The organism is Arthrobacter sp. 2RAF22, assembly GCF_052115325.1.
In the GTDB taxonomy this organism is placed as follows: domain Bacteria; phylum Actinomycetota; class Actinomycetes; order Actinomycetales; family Micrococcaceae; genus Arthrobacter.
In genome coordinates this window covers 49,585-67,582 of the sequence record NZ_JBFRGL010000015.1, presented here as the reverse complement: position 1 = coordinate 67,582, position 17,998 = coordinate 49,585, and the positions used below count along the sequence as shown (strand labels likewise).

Here is a 17,998-nt window from a genome sequence, read left to right as displayed (position 1 = left end):
TCAAGGGGGACACATGGAATTCGCAGAACGGCTCTCGGCGCTTGCCGCAAAGGTGCGTCAGCAGCGCGAGGCTATTCAGACCGAGGAAGCAACGAAGAACGCATTCGTCATGCCGTTCATCTCAACGATCCTCGGCTACGACGTTTTCAACCCTCTTGAGGTCGTGCCGGAGTTCACAGCGGATGTGGGAATCAAGAAAGGCGAGAAGATCGACTACGCCATCGTGAAGGATGGCGAGATTCAGATCCTCATCGAGTGCAAGAAGTCCATTGGACCGGTAAGGATCGAACACGCTTCCCAACTATTCCGCTACTTTGCAGTCACAAATGCGCGGATTGCCATACTCACCAATGGCGAGGTGTATCAGTTCTTCACTGATCTCGATGCTCCGAACCGTATGGACGAAAAGCCGTTCTTGGTGCTGGATCTCAATGACATCGATGATTCGCTCCTGCCTGAACTCCAGAAACTCTCAAAAGATGTCTTCGATCTTGACTCGATCATTAACGCAGCTGGCGAACTGAAATACATCGGCGAGCTAAAACGGACACTGGCCGCCCAGTTCCGCGAGCCTGAAGACGAGTGGGTCAAGTTCTTGACCACACGGGTGTACACCGGCCCATATACGCAGCGTGTGCGCGAGCAGTTCACTTCGCTCGTCAAAAAGGCATCGAAGCAGTTTCTCAACGATCAGGCCAATGAGCGTCTTAAGAAGGCCCTCGGCTCTCAGACCTTTACGCAGATCGACGATTCGGCAATTCTTCCGAAGGTGACGAGTGAGCCGGTGGTTGAATCCGACCTCGCCGAGGCCGATGGTATTGAGACCACACTCGAAGAAATCGAGGGCTACCAGATTGTCCGGGCGATCGTTTGCAGCGACGTAAAGCCCTCAAGGGTCTTCCAACGCGATGCCAAGTCGTACTTCGCCGTACTTCTGGATGACAATAACCGCAGGCCGATAGCACGCCTGCATTTCAACCGAACACAGAAGTACATCGGACTCTTCGACGAACACAAAGAGGAACGGCGTGTTCCCATCGACTCCCTTGAAGACATCTACGAACACGCTGACGCTCTTCGCGCCAGTGTGAAGGGCTACCTGTAATTGCTGCCGGCTGGGTGGCGGCGCCGATCGTTACCCGCGACGGCCACGAGGTGGCAGAGCTCAAGCCTGTGCGTCGACGCAGCCGCCAAACAGAACGACTGATCGCCAGCCGCCGGCACCTGCCGCGCGTGGACAGTGAGATATTCCGGGCAGATCTGGACGAGATCCTGGCTTCGAGTTCGGTGTCCCTATGGTCAAGGACAGGAACTCCATGCTTCGTCTGGTTCAAGACCGGCAAATACGTCGCGGACGCCCCGCCCCAAGCCGAAGTATTCGGACCGCCCCCGACCGCGGAAAACGCGGTCGGGGGCGGTTTGCTCGGAGTCTGGGGCACTAGGGGATCTACAGGTCCCTCAGCGAGGAATCCGCGTCGAGCCGGGCGAGTCTTGCGACGTGGCCGAGGGCTCCAAGGCACAAGAACAAAGGAACGCAGAGGAGTGCTCCGAGCACGAGCAGCCAGTTGGGCATGGCCCATGCGGTCACCGGCAGGAGGTCGAGCTGCAGTCCGTTGAAGACCGCCGTTCCTATGACGGAGCAAAGAGTTCCCAGGAGCGCCCCCGTCACGCCAATGATGAGGCCTACTGCAGCCAACTCGACCATGTAAACCCCTGCTATCGAGGCCCCCGACCAGCCGATGGCTTTAAGGAGACCCACTTCGCGGGCCCGCTGCTTGATCCAACTGCCGCCAACGGACACCCCGACGCCGAGGCAAAAGATGATCAGGAAGCCACCGATCACCCAGCTGACAAGGGCAAGAAGAGCGAAGAGGCCTGACAGGGACCGGATTTGGCCCGCTACGCTGTTCACGGAGTACCCGAGGGCTCGGACTTGGTTTTGCACGTTGACCACTTCATCCGCTGAGTCAACGCGCACATATGCGCGGGGATAGACCAGCGTTTTGGTGGCTGGCCGGGCATTGGCGAGTGTTGACTGAAGTACCTTGCTGGAGACGTAGGCAGCTTGTGCGCCATCCGTACGCGGCGACGAGTTGTCATAGATACCTGAGACGCGGAGCGATATGGAAACGGGTTCGCCGTTGCCGGGGCCGATTTCCTTCGTATACACGAAGCTCATTTCCTTGCCGAGCAGCTCGGTGTATTTCTGGCCCTGACCCTTGTCGGGGAGCAGGATCTGGCCTTCCCCAGGGCCGTCTTCGGAGACATCGCCGAGCAGTATTTTCGGGGTGATGCCGCTGATGAATGGCGTACCCATGAACGCGCCTGGGTTGTTCGGTGACGGCCAGTTCGCTGGGTCCTCTATGGCGAGGTCAATTTGTGCCCAGCCGAAGGATCCCACCACATGATCGATTTGGTCGAACCGGGACAACGAGTCGTCAGTGATCTCGCGAGCTGAGTCTGGACCGACTGAAGTCACCTCCACATAATTCAGTGCGGAGTTGGTGCTGATCTTGTTTGAGTATGAACTTATGCCTGCCCCAACGATGCTGTCGGCGAATATGAATACCGCGATGCCAAGACTCATCAGGACCGCGAGTGGCCTCAATTTCGAGAGAGAAAGCCGCACCGACCTCGCAGCAAAGGCTCTATTTCTGTTCAAGGAGCAACTCCTTCATCGGAAGCTGACGGTGGGCCACATGCTGGAAGACTTCGTCATGGGAAGCGACGAGGACACCGCACCCGCCGTCGGCGCCCCTTCGCATGGCGTCCAGGATGGCTTCAGTGTTTGGCGCGTCAAGACCCGAACTTGGTTCGTCCGCTAGTAGCAGCGATGGTTCGTTGATCAGTGCGCGGCAAAACGCGACTCTTTGTTGCTGGCCGCCGGAAAGCCTCTTCGCTTGCCGGTCAGCGACCGCCGCAAGACCGAAGCGTTCCAACTGCTCCGTAATCGTTGCGCGTGTCATGGGCTTGCTGCTGGCAAGGAGAACATTTTCCAGCGCCGTAAGTTCGGGAAGAAGGTTGCTGCTCTGAAACACCATTCCAATTTCGCTCGAGCGGACACGACTAGCCGTCCGGGACGATGCATCGGTTCTGTCGTTACCGTTGATCCACACTTTGCCGGCATCGGGGGTCGATAGAAGTCCGGAGATATTCAGGATGGTTGACTTCCCCGAACCCGATTCACCTCGCAGCCAGACGATTTCACCTGCCTGGACGTTCAGGCTGACTCCAGAAAGGACCAACTGTCGGGTCCCGCGTTCATCTGAAAAAGACTTGGTGATGTTCTCAAGACGAAGTACCGAAGTCACTTGTTCTCCCCGAAATCGTAGGCACCCGGGACCGCGATCATGGCAGCTGAAATCGAGAGGCTGCATGGTGACGCTTTGTCTGGTTCCATCCGATACAGAGACGGGAATTCTTTACAGCCTTTCAGAATCCGCAGTTCCTCGGCCGCCTTGTCGAAGTCGTTTGATCCAAGTCCGGACCGACTTGCGTTCGTCATGGCGGTCAACGCCCGAAAGTAGTTCAGGCCCTTTCCTCTGGATGAACCGATGAGCTGCGGGAGAGCGGACTGGACGGCCGGAAACATTGATCTCACTTCTTCGCTGTTTGAGAAGTACATGGAGTTGGAGAGCGCCATTAGCGCTCCGGAAAGTAGATGTTCAACCCCGGGGTCTGCGTCGAACGTCTCCAGTCGCGCCAACCGGGCATTAGGCTCAAGCTGCACCAGAACATCCACCAGGTCGATGTACCCGCTGAGATTTGCGAATGTCACGGCAGCCGGAAGCGCTGCCCTTCCCTGCTCGATGATCGAACCGTAGCTCCCCCAGGATGAAGATCCGGAGCGCTTAAGCGCCACAAGCGCCTTGAGTTGGGTGATCAGATCGGTTCCAGGTGCCTTCAACACCCGTTCCAATTCGTCTCTGGTTCTTTCGCTCGTGACCTCTGGAAAGTTAGTGTCGAGGAGTCTTGCGGCAAGATACGTCCCGTGGACCGAGCCTTTGGCGAGAGTCGATGAACGGATAAGTCCCGTCGTCTGGTCAACCCTGGGTGCGATACGGTCCTTGACAAGTCGTTGCGCCTCGGTCTGAGCGTTCAGCAATTCCAGGGAACGCAGCATTGAGGCGATCAGCGCGTCATCATGCACCTGGTTTGAATCCAGAAGCCTAACGATATGTTCTCTAGCGTCATTTGGAACGACCAGATCCTTTCCAAGAGTTGCTCTCACTTCAAGAGCGGCTTGAAAGTCAAGGGTTGACTCATAGTCGCCAGGGAGCTTCCTGGAATCCACGTTCTTCAATGCTCGTTCCAATTGACTGGGTTTCGCCTTTTGCAGAGCCGAATAGGAATCGAAGAGACGCCACAGAAGATAGGGCTTCTCCGCGATCGAGTTGACGTCAATTGCGCCAAGCCGTACGAGCGCTTCTCCCCCAAAGGACTTTGCAGCAATCGCGGACCAGCCTTGCATCCTACCGATATCGATCCAAAACCACAGCGCGGCGATTTCCGCGCCTACATCCTGTTGCGTCGGAGTCATCGAGGCACTGGCCAATTTCTCCTCTAATTCGGCAGGCACAGCCGCGCCGGCAGTCCTAATCAGCTTAAGCGCCGATCATAGCGTCGGCAGGTCGACTGTGGACTGCTCGCTGAGCGCTTCACGGACAGTCCTGTTGGCGCTGTCCGCGGCCAGCAGGTAGGTCCCAAGGTCCTCGGAGTACACTGCCGTAGTGTACAGATCTCCACGCTCTTGGCCCTCCCCCTCGGGCATCCTTATGAGGCCGTTGGTTCCCTCGAGCTTCTTCAAGTCCCCTTGTATGGCAGACACATCGTTAGCGGGTGCGGAGAGATCGGCACTGCAGGCAGGCAGGAAAAGCATAGCCACGATTAGCACCGAAAACAGTTTGGCGTTTCGTATGTTCTGCAACTTTTGACGGCATATACCTAGGCTTCTTTTCATTTCTGCAGTGCCGATCTCTTAGTCATACGCGCGCGGAGGCAGTGCGCAAATTGCCGTAATAGTAAGCGGTGGCCGCCACATCCGCACCCAAGTAGAACGCTCCCCAACCCATGCAGACTGTGCCACTCAGATATGATCCACGAGCACCGTTACTGTTGGTCCACTGAAGTGTCGCCGGATTACTGGTTCCGGATCCCGATACATTGACACCCTTGATGCTGATGGACCCAACACCGTACTGATAGAACGATGTCGTATTGCGAATCCAATTGGGTGATACGTTCATCACAGCCGACGAGGAAAAACTCCCACAACCGCCATTTGATACCGGCTGAATCCACATATTTGCCGTGATCGGCTGCCCGTTATCGAAATACGCCGTGCCCGATGCGCTAGTGGCCTGCGCTCCCGACGCGACCCCAATTGCCATGAGCGCTGTCAGCGCACCTACCGCAACTACCTTCCTTGCATTCCTAACCATTTTCATTCGATTCCCCATTCTCAATTACCGGTCGGCCTTTGAATTCCGACCGCGTTTCTGGTCAGACATGAATATCGAACATGTTCTCCACCCCGAGCCGATCGCACGGAACGGGACCGGGGTCGCGGTACACGAGTCCTTTGCTCAAGTACGGAGGTGCCCGCTCTCGGCCCCAGATCAGGCGCTCCACGAACAGGACCACCACCGACCCCAGCGCGAGAACGAATAGCCTTCCCATGGCCGGCACCTAGAGACTACTGACGGATTTGTTTTCGGAGGCCTCAGCATCGACGACGAGAGACATGGTTCCAAGACAGATCGCGCCGATTGTCCAAAGCCATATCGGAATCGACCCGGGGAAGCCAACGGTCGCCGCTCCCGTGAAAACGCCACTACCCATCCCGCTGATCGCGAACAGACCAGCATCGCGCTTCGGACTTCGCCTTGTCGTGAGCACTAGGACCAGGGCAACCGCGCCAATAGCTATGGAGGTCCAGGCAAGAGGCGGTGTCTTCGGTTCGTGAAGGAGCCCGACAATAGTGCTGCCAGCGACACACGTGAGCACGAGCGCAGTGGCCGTTCTGCGGATAGCTGATGAAAAGATCATTTTCGGAACCTTTCTGGGGGAGTTAGCTACGACCGCTGGGGCGACAGGGATAACTAGGGTTCGCATGCGCGTTCGCTTTGTTTGTACGCATCGAAAGCGTCTTTTCGGGCCCAGACGGCAACAAGGGCTCCATGGCATAAGAATTCAATGCAAACCGCGGGGACGATAACCCAGCTCGACACGCCTGCTCTGGCGAGTGCACCGAATATCACAACGGTGAGCACCGCACTTGCTAGGTTGAACCAGCGTCGGCCCGGAGTTGCGTCCATAGCCGTCAGGAGTTCGTCTAGGTAATAGAGCATTTCGATCCATTCCGAAGACCGCCGCCACCGGTAATAACCCCTTGCGCAGGGGCACACCGCAGCTCTGATCGCAGGGGGCCCAGGATGCTCGCAAGCGGGCCACGGGCGGGTGTTGCCGATGGGACGTCCCGAGCAATCAAGATGCGATTTTCCACGAATCCCCCAATCCATCTGTGGTTCCGATTTGAAATCGAAACCCATACGGGAAGGCTAAGGGCGAAAAAGCCGTCTCAGTGTAGAAAAGAGGAAACTCAGTGCTGGGAGACCCAAATTTCAGTGTGGAATCGGGCAATCTCCGTGTGGTCGGTGGCGCTTCTCCGTGTAAATCGAGGCTGAACACGTAGAGAGATGTCCGCATCGGGCGGCGAGGCCAGAGTGGACTTCGCATCCACCCCCCCCTCCCAGCCCACCCAACCCCGCCATCTGGTATCCCAAACCACCTCCACGCAAGACGCCCCCTTGACTCCCACCCCCTCCTTCCCTAAACTTTTCATAAAGCAGAATCTAAATTCCACAAAGCGGAAATCGACAAGGGCGAACTAGCCCAAGAGAACAAGCCAAGTGGAAGATGGATCCCAAGCCCTCCCCCGGAAGGACACCTACGATGACGTACACAGTGAACTGCTCCATCCTCCTGACGGAGCTGCCCCTGCTCGAGCGCCCCGCAGCCGCGAAGGCTGCCGGCTTTGACGCCGTCGAATTCTGGTGGCCCTTTGAGACTTCCGTCCCGTCGGACGCCCAGGTCACCGAGTTCGAGAACGCCATCAAGGACGCTGGCGTTCAGCTCACCGGCCTGAACTTCAACGCCGGCAACATGCCCGGCGGTGACCGCGGCCTGGTTTCCCGGCCCGCCCGCTCCTCCGAATTCCTGGACAACATCGACGTCGTCGCAGGCATCGGCGAGCGTCTGGGCTGCAAGGCATTCAACGCGCTCTACGGCAACCGCGTGGACGGCGAATCGGCCGAGAAGCAGGACGCCATCGGCGCCGAGAACCTGGCCAGTGCCGCGGAAGGCGTCGCACGCATCGGCGGCACCGTCCTCCTTGAACCGGTCAGCGGCGCCCCCAAGTACCCGCTTCTCAAGGCCGCCGACGCCCTCAAGGTGATCGCCCGCGTCAAGGAAGAATCCGGCGCCACGAACGTCAAGCTCCTCGCCGACTTCTACCACCTGGCAGTCAACGGGGACGACGTCGCAGCCGTCATCGAAAACCATGCCAAGGACTTCGGCCACATCCAGATCGCCGACAACCCCGGCCGCGGGGCTCCCGGAACCGGCGAGCTTCCCCTCGGCGAATGGATCGCCCGCAGCCGCGAACTCGGCTACGAAGGCTACATCGGCCTCGAATACAAGGAACCGCAGGAAACGGCCTTCAGCTGGGCCATCCGCCAGCGCGCCACCTCCCACTAGCGAACCCCTACGACCCAACTGAGTAGCAGTTGATGTCGTTTAGAGCCCTCAAAACGACATCAACTGCGAGCTAGTTGGGTCCAGCACACTTGAGCTAAAAAAGACTTCAGTAAGGAAAATCATGAGCAACGTTGCAGTTATCGGACTCGGAATCATGGGCCTCCCCATGGCCATCAACCTGGTCAAGGCCGGCCACACCGTCACCGGTTTCAACCGTAGCCAGGACAAGATCGACAAGCTCGTCTCCGAAGGCGGCAAGGGTGCCACGAGCATCGCCGACGCCGTCAAGGACGCCGACGTCGTCATCACCATGGTGCCGGACTCCCCCGACGTCGAAGGTGTCGTCAGCGGCCCGGACGGCGTCTTCGCCAACGCGAAGAAGGGCACCCTCTGGATCGACGCAAGCAGCATCCGCCCGGACGTCGCGGCCCGCCTCTCGGCAGACGCCGTCGCCGCCGGCATCCGCCCGCTCGACGCCCCGGTTTCCGGTGGCGAACAGGGTGCCATCGACGCCGTCCTCTCCATCATGGTCGGCGGCGACGCAGACGACTTCGAAGCAGCACAGGATGTCCTCAACGCCGTCGGCAAGACCATCATCCACGTCGGCCCCTCCGGCTCCGGCCAGACCGTCAAGGCAGCCAACCAGCTGATCGTGGCCGTCAACATCGAGGTCCTCGGCGAGGCTATCGCCTTCCTTGAGGCCTACGGCGTGGACACGGACGCAGCCCTCAAGGTCCTCGGCGGCGGCTTGGCCGGCTCCAAGGTCCTCGACCAGAAGGGCCAGAAGATGCTCGACCGCAACTTCGACCCCGGCTTCCGCCTTGCCCTCCACCACAAGGACCTCGGCATCGTCACCTCCGCAGCCCGCGAAGCCAACGTCGCAATCCCGCTCGGCGCCGTCGTCGCACAGCTCGTCGCCGCCACTGTCAACCAGGGCGACGGCGGACTCGACCACTCCGGCCTCTTCAAGCAGGTCCTCCAGCTCAGCGGCCGCAAGTAAGCCGCCCGCCCCAAAGGGCGGAAACAAGCGAAAACCAGCAGCCGGCGTCGGGCATTTCCGACGCCGGCTCCCCCAGACACACCCAAAAATCCGCCCGAAGCGGGCAAAAACAGACTTTTCAAGGAGCACACCATGACGAAGATGCGCACTGTAGACGCAGCCGTCGCCATCTTGGCAAAGGAAGGCGCCATCGAGGCGTTCGGCCTGCCAGGCGCAGCAATCAACCCCTTCTATTCCGCGATGCGGGCACACGGCGGCATCCGCCACACCCTGGCCCGCCACGTTGAAGGCGCCAGCCACATGGCTGACGGCTACTCCCGTGCGGCGGACGGAAACATCGGTATCTGCATCGGCACCTCGGGCCCTGCAGGAACGGACATGATCACCGGCCTGTACGCAGCCTGGGCAGATTCCATCCCCATGCTCTGCATCACCGGCCAGGCCCCCGTTGCCAAGCTGCACAAGGAAGACTTCCAGGCCGTGGACATCGAGTCCATCGCCAAGCCGGTCACCAAGATGGCCATGACCATCCTGGAACCGGGCCAGGTTCCGGGCGCCTTCCAGAAGGCTTTCCAGTTGATGCGCTCAGGCCGTCCGGGCCCGGTCCTGCTGGACCTGCCGTTCGACGTGCAGATGGCCGAGATCGAGTTCGACATCGACGCCTACGAGCCCATCGTCGTCGAAAAGCCGAAGGCCAGCCGCAAGCAGCTGGAAAAGGCGCTGGACATGCTCACCGCGGCTGAGCGCCCGCTGATCGTCGCCGGTGGCGGCATCATTAACGCCGGCGCCTCCGCGCAGCTGGTTGAACTGGCCGAACTGCTGAACGTTCCGGTCATCCCCACCCTCATGGGCTGGGGCACCATCCCGGACGACCACGTGCTGATGGCCGGCATGGTGGGCCTGCAGACCTCGCACCGCTACGGCAACGAGACCATGCTGGCCTCGGACTTCGTGATCGGCATCGGCAACCGCTGGGCCAACCGCCACACCGGCGGCCTGGACACGTACACCGCGGGCCGCAAGTTCGTGCACATCGACATCGAGCCCACGCAGATCGGCCGCGTGTTCTCGCCGGACTTCGGTATCGCGTCCGACGCCGGTGCGGCGCTGGACGGGCTGATCGAGCTGGCACGCGAGCGCCAGGCAGCGAAGTCCCTGCCGGACTACTCCGCTTGGGTCGCCGAGTGCACCGCCCGCAAGGGATCGCTGCAGCGCAAGACCCACTTCGAGAACGTGCCGATCAAGCCGCAGCGCGTGTACGAAGAGATGAACAAGGCGTTCGGCAAGGACACCACGTATGTGTCCACCATCGGCCTTTCGCAGATCGCCGGTGCGCAGCTGCTGCACGTGTTCGGCCCGCGCAAGTGGATCAACGCCGGCCAGGCAGGCCCCCTGGGCTGGACCGCCCCGGCCGCCCTCGGCGTCGTTCGCGGCAAGCCGGACGAGACCGTTGTTGCCCTGTCCGGTGACTACGACTTCCAGTTCATGATCGAAGAGCTGGCCGTGGGCGCACAGTTCAACCTGCCGTACATCCACGTGGTGGTGAACAACTCGTACCTGGGCCTGATCCGCCAATCGCAGCGCGGCTTCAACATGGAACAGAACGTGTCCCTGGCGTTCGAGAACATCAACTCCCCGGAAACAAACGGCTACGGCGTGGACCACGTCAAGGTTGCCGAAGGCCTGGGCTGCAAGGCCATCCGCGTGGAAAACCCGTCCGACCTGCCTGCCGCCTTCGACAAGGCCAAGGCGCTCATGGGCGAGTTCAAGGTTCCCGTGGTGGTTGAAGTGATCCTGGAAAAGGTCACCAACATCTCCATGGGCGTTGAAATCAACGGTGTGAACGAGTTCGAAGATCTGGCCGAGCGCGGGGCGGACGCCCCCACTTCGATCATCTCGATGCTGGACTAGTAAGTACTGAAGGAGGTACGGAATGCGTGTGGTCATAGCCCCGGACAAGTTCAAGGGATCGCTGTCAGCTCCCGAGGTCGCCAGCCGCTTGAGCGCCGGATTGCGGGCAGGTTTTGCCGCTGGCCGCGCAGCGGCGAGTTTGCCAGCCGAGGGCTTTGAAACCACTCTCATTCCAGTGGCCGACGGCGGCGAGGGGACTCTCGACGCCGCCGTCGGCTCCGGCTTCACCCGCCGCAGCACGACGGTCACCGGACCCACGGGCCAGCCGATCACGGCCGAGTTCGCCGTCCGCGGCGAGGAAGCCGTCATTGAAATGGCTGCGGCCTCCGGGCTTGCGGTGCTGCCGGGCTTCGGCGACGGCAGCGCCCCGTCTACCGAAACGGCCAAGAGCTCCACAAGCCTGGGCACGGGCGAACTCATCCGGGCCGCCCTGGACCTCGGCTGCCGGCACATCATCCTCGGCGTCGGCGGGAGTGCCAACACCGACGGCGGCGCCGGCGTCCTGCAAGGCCTCGGCGCCGTCCTACTCGACGCCGAAGGGAACGAACTCCCCGGCGGCGGCGCGGCCCTGGCCCGCCTGGACCGGATCGACTTCTCGAACCTCGACGTCCGCTTGGAGGTCACCGAGTTCGTCCTGGCGTCCGACGTCGACAATCCCCTTTTGGGCCGCACCGGCGCCGCCGCGATCTTCGGACCGCAGAAGGGCGCGACGCCGGACGATGTCGCCTCGCTCGACGCGGCTCTGACCCACTTCGTCCAGGTCCTCGCCAACGAGATCGGCTCCGAAGCCCAGGACGCCGCACAGGCTCCAGGCGCTGGTGCGGCAGGCGGCGTCGGCTACATCGCCATCGCGGCGCTGGGCGCGGCACGCAGGCCGGGCATCGACGTCGTGCTCGAATTCACTGAACTCGAGCAGCGGTTGGCCAGCGCGGACCTGGTGATCACCGGCGAAGGCAGCCTCGACGAACAAAGCCTGCTCGGCAAAACGCCGATGGGCGTGGCGCGGGCGGCGGCGCGTTCGGGGATCCCTGTGATTGCCGTCTGCGGCCGCAGTACGCTGAGCCCGGAACAACTTTCGGAGTCCGGTTTCGAGTCGGTCCACGCATTGACCGAGCTCGAATCCAATGTAGAGAAATGTATAGCTGAAGCAGGGCCGCTGCTTGAAGAATTGGGTAAGCACATCGGCGTGCGCCTCTCTGAAAAAGCGGTATCCACCCAAGACGCAGCGCGAACCGAGACCAAGGAGCAACTCCATGTCTGAAGAAACCACCACGGCACACGGCCCGTTTGACCTGGTCATCCGCGGCCAGCGCATCCTCACTACCGCCGGTATCACCGCTCGCGAAGTCGGCGTCCGCAACGGCGTGATCGTCGCTATCGAGCCTTTGGGCAACGGCCTGCAGGGCACCGAAATCATCGAGCTCGGCGACGACGAAACCCTCATCCCGGGCCTCGTTGACACCCACGTTCACGTCAACGAGCCCGGCCGCACCGAATGGGAAGGCTTCGCCTCCGCCACGCGCGCTGCGGCAGCCGGCGGCGTCACCACCATCATCGACATGCCGCTGAACTCCATCCCGCCCACCACCAACGTGGAAGGCCTGAAGCTCAAGCGCGAAGTTGCCGAGGACCAGGCGTTCGTGGACGTCGGATTCTGGGGCGGCGCCATCCCGGGCAACAAGAAGGACCTCCGCCCGCTGCATGACGAGGGCGTCTTCGGCTTCAAGTGCTTCCTGCTCCACTCCGGTGTGGACGAGTTCCCGCACCTGGACGCGGACGAGATGGAAGAGGACATGGCGGAGCTCAAGTCCTTCGACTCCCTCATGATCGTCCACGCCGAGGACTCCCACGCGATCGACCACGCACCGCACCCCGGCGGCGCGCACTACTCCACTTTCCTTGCCTCCCGCCCGCGCGGCGCCGAGAACAAGGCCATCGCCGAGGTCATCGAACGTGCCCGCTGGACCGGTGCACGTGCGCACATACTGCACCTCTCGTCGTCGGACGCCCTCCCGATGATCGCTTCGGCAAAGCGCGACGGCGTGCACCTCACCGTTGAGACCTGCCCGCACTACCTCACCCTCATGGCCGAGGAAATCCCCGACGGCGCCACCGCGTACAAGTGCTGCCCGCCCATCCGCGAGGCCTCCAACCGCGAGCTGCTCTGGCAGGGCCTACAGGACGGCACCATCGACTGCATCGTCTCGGACCACTCGCCCTCAACGCTTGACCTGAAGGACCTGGAAAACGGCGACTTCGCCGTGGCCTGGGGCGGGGTCTCCTCGTTGCAGCTGGGGCTCTCTCTGATCTGGACCGAAGCCCGGCACCGCGGCATCACCCTGGAGCAGGTGGTTTCCTGGATGTCCGAGAAGCCTGCCGCCTTGGCCCGCCTGCACAATAAAGGCCAGCTGGCGCTCGGGTACGACGCTGATTTCTCCATCTTCGCGCCCGACGACGCGTTCGTCGTCGACGTCAAGAAGCTCAAGCACAAGAACCCGATCACGCCGTACGACGGCAAGGCGCTCTCCGGCGTCGTACGCAAAACGTACCTGCGCGGCAGCGAGATCGACGGCCGGACGCCCAGCGGCAAGCTGATTCGCCGCGGCGGCGTGTAAGGCCAAGCCATGGCCGTCAACGTCCATGCCCCGTACGGGCAACTGCCCGCACGGCTCAACGCCTCGCGGCACCAGCCCGCCCCCCGGCCTTCCGCGCTTCGGCCCGGTCTGGTTCGGCCCGGGATGCACCCGCGCGGACTCGCCGTGTGGGTACAGCCCGGCGAAGGCCGCGAGATCGATCCCGAGGTTTGGGCCCGGGCCGCTGAAGCGGTCCTGGCCCGGGCCCGCAAACTTGCTCCGGGGGCGGAAGTCCTCCTTTGGCCCGCCGCCGGAGCCGCAACGTCCGGTGATTCTTCCGGCTCGTCCGGCGCCGCGTCCGACGGCGGTTCGGCGTCGGAAGTGCCCGACGCCGAAAACCGCGCAACCGCTCCGTCGCCGGTCTCCCTGGCCGGACGACGCAGCACCGTGGCAGTAGACCTGGCCGCGAATACCGTCCTCCTCGACGGTGTGCCTGTCAGCTTCACCGCGATGGAACACAGCCTCCTCCGCTACCTCGTGGAAAACCTGTCCCGCCCCATCCCACGTGAAGAATTGCAACGCTTTTTGGAGTCACTTGACTGTCCCGGCGCGGCATTTCGGTCGATCGACGTGTATGTTGGACGCGTCCGGCGCAAGCTGGGCTCAGCCCGCCATGTCATCGCCACGGTGCGTGGAGGCGGCTACCAGTTCGTGCCCGGACCAGGCTCCACCGTCCGCGGACCTGCGGAATACTGCATCTAGGCAGCCCGTTACACCATTAGATTGATCGCCGGCCACGGCGGTTGCCCGACAAGTCAAGGATCGCAACATGACCCAGAAACTCCTCGCCGGAACCCAGGCCCCCGATTTCGCGCTGCTTAACTCCGAAGGCCAGAAAGTTTCCCTGTCCGATTACCGCGGACGCAACGTCATCGTGTACTTCTACCCGGAAGCCGCCACCCCCGGCTGCACCACCGAGGCCTGCGACTTCCGCGACAGCCTTGCCAGCCTGCAGTCCTCCGGCTACGAAGTCCTGGGCATCTCCCCCGACGCCCCGGAAAAGATCGCACACTTCGCCGGCGATTTCTCCCTGACCTTCCCGCTCCTCTCCGACGAAGACCACGCAGTAGCGCTGGCCTACGGCGCCTGGGGCGAGAAACTCGTGAACGGCGAGGTAGTCGACGGACTGGTCCGCTCCACCGTAGTGCTCGACGGCGAAGGCAAGGTCAAGCTGACCCAGTACCAGGTCAAGGCCCAGGGCCACGTAGCAGCCCTGAAGGCCGAACTCGGACTGTAACGCCCGCTCACAAACAAGGCCGTCCGGGCCGACGCCCGCTCACATATGACGACTCCCGGGCCGACGCCCGCTCACCTATGACGACTCCCGGGTCGACGCTCGCTCACCTATGAGGCCAAATAGAGAGTCCTCCTGCAGATCATGATCTGCAGGAGGACTCTCTATTTTCGGCCAGGAGTGAGCGGGCATTTCGGAATTGGCCTTCATATGTGAGCGAGCGTCACGGCATGAGCGTCGATATGTGAGCGGGCGTCATGGCTTGAGCGTCGATATGTGAGCGAGGGTCATGCCTTCGCGATCGCTTCTTCCAGCGCGCCAAGCACGAGCTTCACCGACGCCCTGTTGGCATTCGGCCCCATCATGCCGATCCGCCAAACGGTCGACGTAAACGCACCCGCACCGGAGCCGATTTCCGTACTGAAGTTCTCCAGAAGGTAGGCGCGGACGGCGGCCGAGTCCACGCCGTCGGGCACTTTGACCGTGGTGAGGCTCGGCAATCGCGAGCCCTCCGCGGCAAACAGCTCGAGCCCCATCGCTTCGAGGCCGTCGCGCAACTCGGCCCCGGCGGCACGGTGCCGCGCTTGAACAGCCGCGAGCCCCTCGGCCAAGATGCGGTCAAGTCCCGCCTCTAGCCCCGCGATCATGGTCACCGGCGCCGTGTGGTGATACGTTCGGCTGCCGCTCGCCGCGCCGACATACCCGCCCAGAAGGCCGATATCCAGGTACCACGAACGAGGCTCCCTGACGCGTCGCTCGAAAGCGCGCTCGGACACTGTGAACGGGGACAAGCCAGGGGGCGCTCCCAAACACTTCTGCGTCCCGGCATACCCGACGTCGATCCCCCAGTCGTCGGCCAGGAGTTCCAGTCCGCCGATGGACGTCACCGCGTCCACGATCAGCAAGGCATCGCCCTTGCCGGCGCCAAGGGGCGCGACGTCGGACAGGACACCCGTGGAGGTTTCGGCATGGACAGCGGCAATCACCTTGGGATGGGGGTGCGCGGCGAGGACCCGCTCCGAATCCACCGGTTGGCCCCATTCATGGTCGACGCGGACCACCGTGGCACCGCACCGCCGGGCGACCTCACACATGCGCTCCCCGAAAAGCCCGTTGACGGCAATGACTGCCACGTCGCCGTCGGACACTGTATTAACAAAGGCAGCCTCCATGCCGCCGGAACCAGTGGCACTCAATGGCAGGGTGCGGGCATTCCGGGTCCCCCACACCGTCCGAAGCCCCGCGCATGTCCGGTCCAGTCGCTCGATGAACACGGGATCCAGGTGCCCGATCACCGGATACCCCAATGCGGCCGTCACTTCCGGATAGCAATTGCTGGGACCCGGCCCGAACAGATACCGGGATGTCAGGACCTCTGGCATGGCGGAACTCCTTTGGCTCGTTGCTGACATTGTCCACCAGGCGACGAAGGTGAGCGAGCGTTTCGGTAGAACCCACCGAAGGTGAGCGAGCGTTTCGGGAAACGGCGGCATAAGTGAGCGAGCGTCGCAGAGAGGCCAAAGCGGGAAGGAGGGAGGACCGGGGTGCGGTATTCTCTTGACACCACGGCTGTCATTGGATTCACTATTACGTATGCTGAAATAACAGTTCCATGATGTGGAAGGCCTGGAGTGCGGAGGCGCGCAGGTCCATCCGGCAGGAATCGCCGGAGTTCCGCATAGCCAACACCATGGATGCCAGCACTCGCACGAGGAATGAACAAGCATGCAGCTTGAAGTATTCAACAGCGTGGACCGTGCGGACGCCATCGACGTCCTCCGCCCATGCCTCGACATCCAGCGTTGGGTGGAGCACGTCGCAGATGCGCGTCCGTTCAGCGGCTTGGACTCCTTGCTCGATTTCGCCCGGGAAACCGCCGAGCCGTTCACGTCGGACGAAGTGGCGGCCGCGATGGCCCATCACCCGCGGATCGGCGAACGACCCAAGGCGCAGACCACCGAAGCCGCGATGTCCCGCTCCGAACAGGCGGGCGTCGACCCCGGCGATGACGGAGTCGTCACCGCTTTGGCCGAAGGCAACCGAGAGTACGAGGCCAAGTTCGGCCGCGTCTTCCTCATCCGGGCAGCAGGACGGACAGCCAACGACATCCTGGCCTCCCTCCACGAGCGCCTGACCCATACCGCGGAAGAAGAAGACCTGATCGTGGCCGGACAATTGCGCGAAATCGCCCTGCTGCGTCTTGCCGGCGTGATCAGCGAAGACAGCGGGAGCAGCGAAGGAGAACCCAGCAAATGAGTGTTTCCCAGATCACCACCCACATCCTGGACACCGGTTCCGGGCGCCCGGCGGCCGGCGTCGCCGTCGTTCTCTCCGTGCGCGACGGCGACAACTGGCGCCACGTAGCTAGCGGCACCACGGACGCGGACGGCCGGATCAAGGACCTTGGCCCTGAGAGGGTCGACGGCGGCAGTTACCGCTTGAACTTCGCGACCGGTCCGTATTACAAGGCACAAGGCGTTGACACCTTTTTCCCGGAGGTGGACTTGAGCTTCACGGTGTCCGACGCCGGTGAGCACTACCACGTGCCGCTCCTGCTCAGCCCCTTCGCGTTCTCCACGTACCGGGGCAGCTAACCCATCGGTTCCCCACCCACAGCTGGAGTGGGGAACCGACCTGGAAGCTTCCGCTAGTCGATCGGCGTGACGTAGGCTCCGGAGATTCCGCCGTCAACCATGAAGGTCGACGCGGTAATGAACGAGGCGTCGTCGCTCGCCAGGAAGGCGACCGCAGCGGCCAGTTCCTCGGGCTCGGCGAAGCGGCCCAAGGGCACGTGGACCAAGCGCCGCGCGGCCCGCTCCGGATCGGAGGCGAAGAGTTCCTTCAGCAGCGGAGTGTTGACCGGTCCCGGGCACAGCGCGTTGATTCGCACCCCCTTGCGCGCGAATTCGACGCCGAGCTCACGGGTCATGGCCAGCACGCCGCCCTTGGAGGCGCTGTAGGAGATCTGCGAGGTCGCCGCACCCATCACGGCCACGAAGGACGCGGTGTTGATGATCGAGCCCTTGCCCTGCTCCAACATGTAAGGCAGCGCGTATTTGCAGCAGTAGTAGACGCTCGTCAGGTTGACCTCCTGGACCCGGCGCCAGGCGTCGATTCCGGTGTCGAGGATGGATGCATCGTCCGGCGGCGAAATGCCCGCGTTGTTGAACGCGATATCGACGCTGCCGTAGTGGCTCTTGGCCGCGGCGAAGAGGTCGATGACTTCCTGCTCGTCTGTGACATTGACCTTCACGAAGATGCCATCGACGGCGGCCGCGGCTGCTTCTCCGGCTGCCGGATCGATATCGGCGATGACCACGTTGGCACCCTCCGAGGCGAAACGCTTTGCCGTGGCCAAACCGATCCCGCTGCCGCCGCCGGTGATAACGGCTGTGCGGTCCTTGAGTCGGTGTGAAATGAATTCGGTCATGGTGATCTCTCCTTGAATCATGGGTCTTCCAA

The 17,998-nt window shown here is 62.1% G+C and carries 17 protein-coding genes; 10 read left to right on the top strand and 7 right to left on the bottom strand.

Going from position 1 to position 17,998, the window contains the following annotated elements:
- The first annotated feature begins 13 nt into the window (after nt 1-13).
- On the top strand, nt 14-1,105 hold the full coding sequence (locus AB4068_RS12435; protein WP_307053944.1) for a type I restriction endonuclease: 1,092 nt from the start codon (nt 14-16) through the stop codon (nt 1,103-1,105).
- Between the two features lie 342 nt (nt 1,106-1,447).
- On the opposite strand, the gene AB4068_RS12430 is transcribed toward AB4068_RS12435, so the two are convergent.
- From AB4068_RS12430 to AB4068_RS12410, 5 genes are all read right to left on the bottom strand, one after another.
- The gene (locus tag AB4068_RS12430) at nt 1,448-2,317 is read right to left on the bottom strand and encodes an ABC transporter permease (protein WP_306961986.1); all 870 of its coding nucleotides are present in this window, start codon (nt 2,315-2,317) and stop codon (nt 1,448-1,450) included.
- A gap of 331 nt (nt 2,318-2,648) precedes the next feature.
- On the bottom strand, nt 2,649-3,311 hold the full coding sequence (locus tag AB4068_RS12425) for an ABC transporter ATP-binding protein (protein ID WP_306961988.1): 663 nt from the start codon (nt 3,309-3,311) through the stop codon (nt 2,649-2,651).
- A complete protein-coding gene (locus tag AB4068_RS12420; RefSeq protein WP_441433539.1) occupies nt 3,308-4,579 on the bottom strand; it encodes a hypothetical protein in 1,272 nt (423 codons plus the stop codon). The genes AB4068_RS12425 and AB4068_RS12420 overlap by 4 nt, the downstream gene beginning before the upstream one ends.
- A 36-nt stretch (nt 4,580-4,615) precedes the next feature.
- Nucleotides 4,616-4,807, bottom strand: a complete 192-nt coding sequence (locus AB4068_RS12415) for a hypothetical protein (protein WP_441433538.1) — start codon at nt 4,805-4,807, stop codon at nt 4,616-4,618.
- Nucleotides 4,808-5,502: 695 nt separating this feature from the next.
- Nucleotides 5,503-5,679 carry a hypothetical protein gene (locus tag AB4068_RS12410; RefSeq protein WP_306961992.1) on the bottom strand — a complete coding sequence of 59 codons (177 nt, stop codon included), beginning with the start codon at nt 5,677-5,679 and terminating at the stop codon, nt 5,503-5,505.
- A 1,275-nt stretch (nt 5,680-6,954) separates the two neighbouring features.
- Between AB4068_RS12410 and AB4068_RS12405 the strand changes: the two genes are divergently transcribed.
- The 7 genes from AB4068_RS12405 to bcp all read left to right on the top strand — a co-directional run bounded on the left by AB4068_RS12405 (nt 6,955) and on the right by bcp (nt 14,539).
- Nucleotides 6,955-7,758 carry a hydroxypyruvate isomerase family protein gene (locus AB4068_RS12405; protein ID WP_441433537.1) on the top strand — a complete coding sequence of 268 codons (804 nt, stop codon included), beginning with the start codon at nt 6,955-6,957 and terminating at the stop codon, nt 7,756-7,758.
- Nucleotides 7,759-7,879: 121 nt separating this feature from the next.
- Nucleotides 7,880-8,758, top strand: a complete 879-nt coding sequence (locus AB4068_RS12400; protein ID WP_441433536.1) for a 2-hydroxy-3-oxopropionate reductase — start codon at nt 7,880-7,882, stop codon at nt 8,756-8,758.
- Nucleotides 8,759-8,890: 132 nt separating this feature from the next.
- Nucleotides 8,891-10,669: a glyoxylate carboligase gene (gene gcl, locus AB4068_RS12395; protein ID WP_307055490.1), complete on the top strand. Its 1,779-nt coding sequence runs from the start codon at nt 8,891-8,893 to the stop codon at nt 10,667-10,669.
- Nucleotides 10,670-10,691: 22 nt separating this feature from the next.
- On the top strand, nt 10,692-11,930 hold the full coding sequence (locus tag AB4068_RS12390) for a glycerate kinase (protein WP_441433535.1): 1,239 nt from the start codon (nt 10,692-10,694) through the stop codon (nt 11,928-11,930).
- Nucleotides 11,923-13,284 (top strand): allantoinase AllB, encoded by a 1,362-nt coding sequence (gene allB, locus AB4068_RS12385; protein WP_306962000.1) that lies wholly within the window; start codon nt 11,923-11,925, stop codon nt 13,282-13,284. The genes AB4068_RS12390 and allB overlap by 8 nt, the downstream gene beginning before the upstream one ends.
- A 9-nt stretch (nt 13,285-13,293) precedes the next feature.
- Complete coding sequence (locus AB4068_RS12380) at nt 13,294-14,004, top strand: winged helix-turn-helix domain-containing protein (RefSeq protein ID WP_307055486.1); 711 nt, start codon at nt 13,294-13,296, stop codon at nt 14,002-14,004.
- 67 nt (nt 14,005-14,071) lie between these two features.
- Nucleotides 14,072-14,539: a thioredoxin-dependent thiol peroxidase gene (bcp, locus tag AB4068_RS12375; RefSeq protein WP_306962004.1), complete on the top strand. Its 468-nt coding sequence runs from the start codon at nt 14,072-14,074 to the stop codon at nt 14,537-14,539.
- 284 nt (nt 14,540-14,823) lie between these two features.
- Here the strand turns inward: bcp and AB4068_RS12370 are convergent, their stop codons facing one another.
- The gene (locus AB4068_RS12370; RefSeq protein ID WP_441433534.1) at nt 14,824-15,918 is read right to left on the bottom strand and encodes a pyridoxal-phosphate-dependent aminotransferase family protein; all 1,095 of its coding nucleotides are present in this window, start codon (nt 15,916-15,918) and stop codon (nt 14,824-14,826) included.
- A gap of 343 nt (nt 15,919-16,261) precedes the next feature.
- Here AB4068_RS12370 and uraD point away from each other — a divergent pair, with 343 nt between their 5' ends.
- Nucleotides 16,262-16,792, top strand: coding sequence for a 2-oxo-4-hydroxy-4-carboxy-5-ureidoimidazoline decarboxylase (gene uraD / locus AB4068_RS12365; protein ID WP_284991923.1), 531 nt, complete (start codon nt 16,262-16,264; stop codon nt 16,790-16,792).
- Nucleotides 16,789-17,130, top strand: coding sequence for a hydroxyisourate hydrolase (gene uraH / locus AB4068_RS12360; protein WP_265979873.1), 342 nt, complete (start codon nt 16,789-16,791; stop codon nt 17,128-17,130). Before uraD ends, uraH begins: the two co-directional genes overlap by 4 nt.
- 53 nt (nt 17,131-17,183) lie before the next feature.
- On the opposite strand, the gene AB4068_RS12355 is transcribed toward uraH, so the two are convergent.
- Nucleotides 17,184-17,966, bottom strand: coding sequence for a 3-oxoacyl-ACP reductase (locus AB4068_RS12355; RefSeq protein ID WP_171983479.1), 783 nt, complete (start codon nt 17,964-17,966; stop codon nt 17,184-17,186).
- Between the last annotated feature and the right edge of the window lie 32 nt (nt 17,967-17,998).

Bases quoted from the DNA above. Each gene is read 5' to 3' on its own strand.
- AB4068_RS12405 (WP_441433537.1), top strand. From the start codon at position 6,955: ATGACGTACACAGTGAACTGCTCCATCCTCCTGACGGAGCTGCCCCTG.
- AB4068_RS12410 (WP_306961992.1), bottom strand. From the start codon at position 5,679: ATGGGAAGGCTATTCGTTCTCGCGCTGGGGTCGGTGGTGGTCCTGTTC.
- AB4068_RS12435 (WP_307053944.1), top strand. From the start codon at position 14: ATGGAATTCGCAGAACGGCTCTCGGCGCTTGCCGCAAAGGTGCGTCAG.
- AB4068_RS12430 (WP_306961986.1), bottom strand. From the start codon at position 2,317: ATGGGTACGCCATTCATCAGCGGCATCACCCCGAAAATACTGCTCGGC.
- AB4068_RS12390 (WP_441433535.1), top strand. From the start codon at position 10,692: ATGCGTGTGGTCATAGCCCCGGACAAGTTCAAGGGATCGCTGTCAGCT.
- AB4068_RS12400 (WP_441433536.1), top strand. From the start codon at position 7,880: ATGAGCAACGTTGCAGTTATCGGACTCGGAATCATGGGCCTCCCCATG.
- gcl (WP_307055490.1), top strand. From the start codon at position 8,891: ATGACGAAGATGCGCACTGTAGACGCAGCCGTCGCCATCTTGGCAAAG.
- uraD (WP_284991923.1), top strand. From the start codon at position 16,262: ATGCAGCTTGAAGTATTCAACAGCGTGGACCGTGCGGACGCCATCGAC.
- bcp (WP_306962004.1), top strand. From the start codon at position 14,072: ATGACCCAGAAACTCCTCGCCGGAACCCAGGCCCCCGATTTCGCGCTG.
- AB4068_RS12380 (WP_307055486.1), top strand. From the start codon at position 13,294: ATGGCCGTCAACGTCCATGCCCCGTACGGGCAACTGCCCGCACGGCTC.
- allB (WP_306962000.1), top strand. From the start codon at position 11,923: ATGTCTGAAGAAACCACCACGGCACACGGCCCGTTTGACCTGGTCATC.
- uraH (WP_265979873.1), top strand. From the start codon at position 16,789: ATGAGTGTTTCCCAGATCACCACCCACATCCTGGACACCGGTTCCGGG.
- AB4068_RS12355 (WP_171983479.1), bottom strand. From the start codon at position 17,966: ATGACCGAATTCATTTCACACCGACTCAAGGACCGCACAGCCGTTATC.
- AB4068_RS12370 (WP_441433534.1), bottom strand. From the start codon at position 15,918: ATGCCAGAGGTCCTGACATCCCGGTATCTGTTCGGGCCGGGTCCCAGC.